Annotated in this window: 5 protein-coding genes and 1 pseudogene; all 6 read left to right on the forward strand. The window is 66.6% G+C overall.

The window, feature by feature from the left end; genetic code table 11:
- Positions 1–382 precede the first annotated feature (382 nt).
- The gene (sucC, locus tag G6016_RS06270; protein ID WP_182631824.1) at positions 383–1,549 is read left to right on the forward strand and encodes an ADP-forming succinate--CoA ligase subunit beta; all 1,167 of its coding nucleotides are present in this window, start codon (positions 383–385) and stop codon (positions 1,547–1,549) included.
- Between the two features lie 22 nt (positions 1,550–1,571).
- On the forward strand, positions 1,572–2,474 hold the full coding sequence (gene sucD / locus G6016_RS06275) for a succinate--CoA ligase subunit alpha (protein WP_182631825.1): 903 nt from the start codon (positions 1,572–1,574) through the stop codon (positions 2,472–2,474).
- A gap of 151 nt (positions 2,475–2,625) precedes the next feature.
- On the forward strand, positions 2,626–4,380 hold the full coding sequence (locus G6016_RS06280; RefSeq protein ID WP_182631826.1) for a vWA domain-containing protein: 1,755 nt from the start codon (positions 2,626–2,628) through the stop codon (positions 4,378–4,380).
- 65 nt (positions 4,381–4,445) lie between these two features.
- Positions 4,446–6,101: a cell division protein PerM gene (locus G6016_RS17500; protein ID WP_206682289.1), complete on the forward strand. Its 1,656-nt coding sequence runs from the start codon at positions 4,446–4,448 to the stop codon at positions 6,099–6,101.
- Positions 6,102–6,161: 60 nt separating this feature from the next.
- Positions 6,162–6,785: a phosphoribosylglycinamide formyltransferase gene (gene purN / locus G6016_RS06290; protein ID WP_182631827.1), complete on the forward strand. Its 624-nt coding sequence runs from the start codon at positions 6,162–6,164 to the stop codon at positions 6,783–6,785.
- Positions 6,782–7,403 (forward strand): annotated as a pseudogene (purH, locus tag G6016_RS06295) (bifunctional phosphoribosylaminoimidazolecarboxamide formyltransferase/IMP cyclohydrolase); the annotation flags it as partial. The gene purN and the pseudogene purH, both read left to right, overlap by 4 nt.

Raw genomic sequence — 7,403 nt, forward strand, 5'->3', positions numbered from 1 at the left:
CCGTGACTTCTTTTGTCGTGGCCGTACGCGCCGAGACTGTTCGTGCTGCGACTCTTCGTGCCTTGCCCGTTCTCGCGCCGTAACCGTTTCGTGATTAAGACGATGACCAAGGTAACGGAAAGGCAACAGTGCCGCAAGGTGGTCCAGCCGGCTCGGGCGAGGGGTGGGTCACACGGGTGTGACTCAGGAGGTTTGTGGGCCACTGTGTGCTGCATGTGCAGGGTGTGGCGGCCACTGTTGTCGTCGTCGTCCCACTTCTTGTGATCCATCGCACATGCTTACCCCCGGTGTGCGACGGGCGACACAGTTGGCGCATAGGATGAGGCTTGACTCGGCTTTAAAAAATGCGCCGGGCGAATCTACACGTCAAGATGGTGAGCTGATGGATCTCTTTGAATACCAGGCAAAGGCTCTTTTCGCGAAGCATGACGTGCCCACCACCCCGGGGCGCGTTGCAGACACCGCGGAGGAGGCCGAGAAGGTTGCGGCCGAGATCGGCAAGCCTGTCGTCGTCAAGGCGCAGGTGAAGGTCGGTGGCCGTGGCAAGGCCGGCGGCGTGAAGCTGGCGGAGGATGCCAAGGAGGCCCGCGCCCGGGCCGAGGACATTCTGGGCCTGGACATCAAGGGCCACATCGTCAAGAAGCTGCTCGTGGCCGAGGCCAGTGACATCGCGGAGGAGTACTACATCTCCTTCCTCGTCGATCGTGCGAACCGCAACTACCTGGCCATGTGCTCGGTTGAGGGCGGCGTCGAGATCGAGCAGGTCGCCGAGGAGTCCCCGGACCGCCTCGCCAAGATCAGCATCGACCCCACGGTCGGCGTCGATGTGGCAGCGGCCCGCGAGATCGCCAAGGCCGGACACCTCCCCGAGGAGGTCCTCGACAGCGCCGCGGTGACCATCGCCAAGCTGTACGAGGTCTTCGTCAACGAGGACGCGTCGCTGGTTGAGGTCAACCCGCTCGTTCGAACGCCGAACGACGAGATCCTCGCCCTCGACGGCAAGGTCACCCTCGACGAGAACGCCGAGTTCCGTCACAAGGACGTCTTCGCCGACTTCGCCGACGCGGGCACCACTGACCCGCTCGAGCAGAAGGCCGCGGAGAACGACCTCAACTACGTCAAGCTCGACGGTGAGGTCGGCATCATCGGAAACGGTGCCGGTCTGGTCATGTCGACCCTGGACGTTGTCGCGTACGCCGGCGAGAACCACGGTGGCGTCAAGCCCGCCAACTTCCTCGACATCGGCGGCGGCGCCTCGGCCGAGGTCATGGCCAACGGCCTCGACGTCATCCTCGGTGACGAGCAGGTTAAGAGCGTGTTCGTGAACGTCTTCGGCGGCATCACCGCGTGTGACGCGGTCGCCAACGGCATCGTCAAGGCCCTGGAGATCCTGGGTGACGAGGCCAACAAGCCGCTCGTCGTTCGCCTGGACGGAAACAACGTCGAGGAGGGTCGCAAGATCCTCGCGGAGGCGAACCACCCGCTCGTGACCCTGGCCGACAACATGGACTCCGGCGCCGACAAGGCCGCCGAGCTCGCCGCCAAGTAGGAAGAGAAGGAACCAACTAGTTATGTCGATCTTCCTCAACAAGGACAGCAAGGTCATCGTCCAGGGCATCACCGGCGGCGAGGGCAGCAAGCACACCGCCCGCATGCTCGCGGCCGGCACCCAGGTCGTCGGCGGCGTCAACGCCCGCAAGGCCGGCACCACGGTGTCGCACAAGGACGCCGGCGGAAACGACGTCGAGCTGCCGGTCTTCGGCACGGTCAAGGAGGCCATGGAGGCCACCGGCGCCGACACGACGATCCTCTTCGTCCCGCCGCCGTTCACCAAGGACGCCATGATCGAGGCCGTCGACGCCGAGATCCCGCTCGCCGTGGTCATCACCGAGGGTGCTCCGGTTCTCGACACCGCCGTTGCGCACAACTACAACGTGTCCAAGGGCTCCAAGACCCGGATCCTCGGCCCCAACTGCCCCGGCATCATCACGCCGGAGGAGTCGCTGGTCGGCATCACCCCGGCCAACATCACCGGCAAGGGCCCGGTCGGCCTCGTGTCGAAGTCGGGCACCCTGACCTACCAGATGATGTACGAGCTGTCGGACTACGGCTTCTCGACCGCCATCGGCATCGGTGGCGACCCGATCATCGGCACCACGCACATCGATTGCATCGAGGCCTTCGAGAAGGACCCGGAGACCAAGGTCATCGTCATGATCGGTGAGATCGGTGGCGACGCCGAGGAGCGTGCCGCCGACTACATCAAGGCCAACGTGACCAAGCCGGTTGTCGGCTACGTCGCCGGCTTCACGGCTCCCGAGGGCAAGACCATGGGCCACGCCGGCGCCATCGTCTCCGGCTCCGCGGGCACCGCGCAGGCCAAGAAGGAGGCCCTTGAGGCCGCGGGCGTGAAGGTCGGCAAGACGCCGTCCGAGACCGCGAAGCTCGCCAAGGAGATCCTCGACGCCATGTGACGAGTCCCTAAGGGCTCTAGCGCGTCTCGCCCCCTGCCGCATCAGCGGCAGGGGGCGACTCTGTTGTTAAGGTCGAAATCCGTGCCGTGTGCAGGCGAAGAGCCCGTAGCGAACCTGCGCGAGTTACTGTTTCCTTATGAAAATGCGGGGATTGAGCGCGGCGGCTGTGTTCGGGGTGGGCTTGCTGGTGGCGGGCTGCGCGCAGCTCGGGTTCGGCGACGATGCCGGTGGCCAGGGTGGGGCTCCGGAGGTCAGGGCGGTTCCGACGGTGCTCGTGGTGGATTCGTCGGGCTCGATGGCGGAGGACGATGCGCCCGGGCTCCGGATTGATGCGGCCAAGCAGGCTGCCACCGCGTTGATGTCCGAGCTTCCGGAGGGGACGGAGGCGGCGTTGGTGACCTATGGGGCGAACACCGATGATCGGCCCGAGTCTCAGGCGGCGTCGTGTGAGGACATCACGGTGCTGCGGTCGCTGTCCCCGGTGGAGTCCGATACGGGGGACGAGGGTGATGGGGCTGTTCAGGATCAGATCGACGGGCTCAGTCCTGGTGGTTTCACCCCGATTGGCCGGGCACTGAAGGTGGCCGCGGACGAGTTCGCCGGGGCCGGGATCGATGGCGAGAAGGCGATAGTCCTCATCTCTGATGGCGAGGACACCTGTGGGGACCCCACGCCGTGTGAGGCGGCACGCGAGATCAAGCAGTCTCAACCGGACGTGGTGATCTCGACGATCGGATTCAAGAGCGATGTGGAGGAGTTGGCGTGTGTCTCGCGGGAGACGGGCGGCCTGTACCTCACGGCGGACAACGTCGATCAGCTTGTTTCCCGAGTGGTTGCAGCCCAGAACGCGCCCGCCGGGGCGGACGCTCTGACGCCCACCGGGCGGTCCGGGATCGAGCTGGGACAGCACTTCAACGACATCAGGTCGGCCCACTCCGATTTCCCGGAGCAATCAGCCGGGGTCGTCGACGGTGAGTACACCGTCATTCATTGGGTGGACTGCGACTGGGTCTTCGACAGTGACGGCTACCTGGTGGAAATCCGCGACACGCATGGATCCACGATCGACGGGCTGGGCGTCGGCAATACCACCGCCGACTTCCGCAGGATCTACGGTGAACCAGTCGAGACTTCTGCGGAGTCCTCAGGGCAGGGGACAGTCGAGGTGTACACCGCGAGCCAGGAGGCGGGCACGGCGTGGAAGGTCACCTCGGACGGTTCGGACAAGGTCACCACTGTCGTCCTGTGCAGCTGCCTACCCGGTACGGGTGGCAAGAAGTTCCGAGCCGGCTCGACCGGAAGTGATCTGTCGCAGGCGCAGTTGCCAGCTTGGGCGCAAGATGCCGGGACCACGTCCGTGGAAATTCTGCGACCAGTCGATTCCGCAGGACGCGTCCAACCGGGATTCACCGTGGATCCGAGCCCCATGGTGCAGTGCGAGGCGAATGGGAAGTACGCCGACGGTCCGGCCCGTTCCGCAGTCGAACCCGGGACCGTGAACTGCAGCACCATCTCGGCCGCTGCGGCGACGGAATGTTGGCCGGATGAGACCGGGTACAACGCACTGTGCATGTTTGACGATCTGGAAACACTTCGTCGCATCTCCTCGCCACGAGTGCTGACAGGGCAACCGGTAGATGAGCAATATGACCCTGTCCCGCTCTTCGTCACGACGCGGGACGGCGATTTCTGCAGCTACCGATTCGGTGGCGGCAACAGCGGCATGGAGGTCGATGGCAAGACCTATGTGACCCGCGTGTACTGCGATGGGAAACTGGCCCTGCTCGACACTGAAGGTGGAGTGTTCTCCCGCTCAGGTGACGGGATCGTGGCAATGGGTACGCGGGATGTGGAAAATATGTTCCCTGTCGAGATCGAGACCGTCTATTTCCTCGGTACCGCCTGACACTGTCCACCCGAATCGGCGTGCCGACGTCCGTCATGTCGGACCGGCTATCTACGGTTGACGGCGTGAGTCCTCAACGCGTCATCCGCCCCGCAGCTCGTCGGTCCCCGGCAGGGGCCGGATCGCTGCTCTGGACGGCGGCGGCTGCGGCATTGCCCGTGATCGTCACCGTCCTGGTTCTGGTGGTCATCACGCTGGCGGGGCTGCTGTTCTCCTCGACGGGGTTCGATTCGCTGTTCGCGGTGGTCGCCGTGGAATGGCTTGTCGTCAACCGGGTGCCGCTGACGATCGACGCGGTGGAGCTTGGTTTCCTGCCCCTGCTGCCGCCGTTGCTCTATGCGGTGGTGTTGGCGCGGCAGACGCGGGCGGTGCTGTCGGACATCGAGCAGCCCGGCGGCCGGGAGGCGGCGTCGGCGATCGCGGGTGTCACCGTGGCCGGCATGGCCCTGACCGGCCTGGCCTCGCTGTTAGTGGGTTCGGCGGCGTCGGATTTCGCGGTGCGGGAGTCGTCGCTGCCCGTCGCGCTGGCCTGGACCGCCGCGGTGAGTATCGCCGGATCGGGTGTCGGGGTATGGCTGTATTTCCGTCGGGAGCTGCGCGAGGTGCTGCCGCTGTGGGTGCGGGGCGGTATCCATCTGGGAATCGCGTTCGTGCTGGCGATGTGGGCCATCTCGGCGATGCTCGTGTTGATCGGCGTCCTGTTCGCGTGGGAGCCGATTCTCGCGGTGATGGAGATCGGCAAGGGCTTCGTGGGAACGGCGGCGCTGACCGGGATCTCGGTGGCGTACCTGCCGAACGTGGTGATGGCGGGCGCCGCGCTCCTGGTCGGCGGTGAGGCGCACCTCGGCGAGGCCTCGTACAGCGTGTTCGCGGTGTCGCGGGGGCCGATGCCGGAGGTGCCGTTGGCTGCGGCGTTGCCCACCACCAACCCCCATTGGGTCGTGCAGGGCCTGCTGCTGGTGACTGTTGTCGCCGCGGCGGTGTTGGCGCGGTCTGTGGCGCATTGGTTCCGCACGACCGCCGACGCGGTGAAGGCCACGTGGCTGGCCGCCGCGACCGTCGCGGTGGTGACGGCGGTGACGCCGGTGGTGGCGGGCGGAACGCTCGGTGTGTTGGGCGAGGTGGGGACAGGGTCGTTGATTGCCGCGGGGATGGCCCTGCTGCTGTTCGGGATCATCGGGTCCACGACCATCGCCCTGTCGCTGGCGGGGATGACGCGGCGCCGCGAGCGTGCGGAGAGTGAGCTGGCTCGCCGCCGCCGGCGCGTGGGCACCGCGGACCTGCCGGACGAGGACCCGGTCGAGGACGACCTGGCCGAGCAGGACCTGGCCGAGGAAGATCCCGCCGAGGGCGCCACGTCTGAAGAAACCCTCTTCGAGAACGAGCCGGACGGGGAAGACCTCGCCGGTGAGGATCCGGAGGGCGGGGAACCGGGAGAAAACCCCGAGGACGACGACGACAAAGCCGACTCCCACATCCTCGAGTTCGGAGCCGGGAACACGGACCGGGCGGATCATGGCGCCGGCGACGATGTGGACGATTCAGCGTTAGATTCCGATCCAGCCATGGACACGGACACCGACGTGGATGCGGACACCGACCTGAATGCGGACACCAACGCCGACACCGACACGGATACCGACACGGACGAGCCTGCTGCAGATCCGTCCGACGACGAGTCCTCGGAACTCCCTGACAGCGCACCCGAGGCCGACGACTAGACTTCCACCAGTGGCCCGGTAGATCCCGGGCCGATTGGTCGACGGGTAGGAGCGCGCAACGTGGACAGTGGCGAGTCCGTCACACCCCAGAAGGTCGTTCTGTTGGCCTCCGGTGCGGGAACCCTCGCCCAGAGCGTGCTGGACTCCGCCACCGGCCCGGACTGTCCCTACCGCGTGATCGCGCTGGTCTCCGACTGCGAGTGCGAGGCCGTGACCCGTACCGCCGCCACGGGCCTGCCGACCGCCGTGGTCTCGCCGAAGGACCACGCCGACCGTGCAGCCTGGGACCGCGCACTGACGGAGACCGTCCGCGAGCTCGATCCCGACTGGGTCGTCTCGGCCGGTTTCATGCGCATCCTCGGTGCGTCCTTCCTCGCCGAGTTCCCCGGCCGGGTCCTCAACACCCATCCCGCGCTGCTGCCCGCATTTCCCGGAGCCCATGCCGTGCGGGATGCCCTCGCGTACGGCGTCACCGTCACCGGATGCACGGTGCACCTGGTCGATGCCGGGGTCGACACCGGTCCGGTCATCGATCAGCGTGCCGTCGAGGTCCGCCCGGACGACACTGAAGCCACCCTGCACGAACGCATCAAGGTCCACGAGCGCGAGATGCTCGTCGACGTTCTCTCGGCCGCCGCCCGCGGTCGCCTCCATATCGAAGGTCGAAAGGTGTACATATCGTGACCTCCCAGCCGGACAACTCCCGCAGGCCCGTACGCCGCGCCCTCATCAGCGTCTATGACAAGACCGGGCTCACCGAGCTCGCTCAGGGGCTGGCGGATGCGGGCGTCGAGATCGTCTCCACCGGGTCCACCGCCCAGCGGATAGCCGATGCCGGGATCGACGTGACCCCGGTCGACGCGCTCACCGGATTCCCGGAGTGCCTGGAGGGCCGGGTCAAGACCCTGCATCCCCGAGTTCACGCGGGCATCCTGGCGGATACGCGCAAGCCGGAACACCTGCAGCAGATCGCTGATCTGGATGTGAAGCCGTTCGAGCTCGTCGTCGTCAATCTTTATCCTTTCACCGACACGGTGGCCTCCGGCGCGGACTTCGACGCCTGCGTCGAGCAGATCGACATCGGCGGTCCGTCCATGGTCCGCGCGGCGGCCAAGAACCATCCCTCGGTGACGGTGCTCGTCGACCCGGCCGGGTACGGCGAGGCCCTCGAGGCGGTCGCTGCCGGCGGCTTCACGCTGGACCAGCGCCGCACGCTCGCCGCGGCCGCGTTCCGCCACACCGGCGCCTACGACGTCGCGGTCGCCACCTGGATGACCGAGCAGACGGCGACCCCCGCGGCGG

It is taken from the genome of Dietzia aerolata, assembly GCF_014144865.1.
In the GTDB taxonomy this organism is placed as follows: domain Bacteria; phylum Actinomycetota; class Actinomycetes; order Mycobacteriales; family Mycobacteriaceae; genus Dietzia; species Dietzia aerolata.

Coding starts and splice junctions, on each gene's coding strand:
- sucC (WP_182631824.1), top strand. CDS start 383: ATGGATCTCTTTGAATACCAGGCAAAGGCTCTTTTCGCGAAGCATGAC.
- sucD (WP_182631825.1), top strand. CDS start 1,572: ATGTCGATCTTCCTCAACAAGGACAGCAAGGTCATCGTCCAGGGCATC.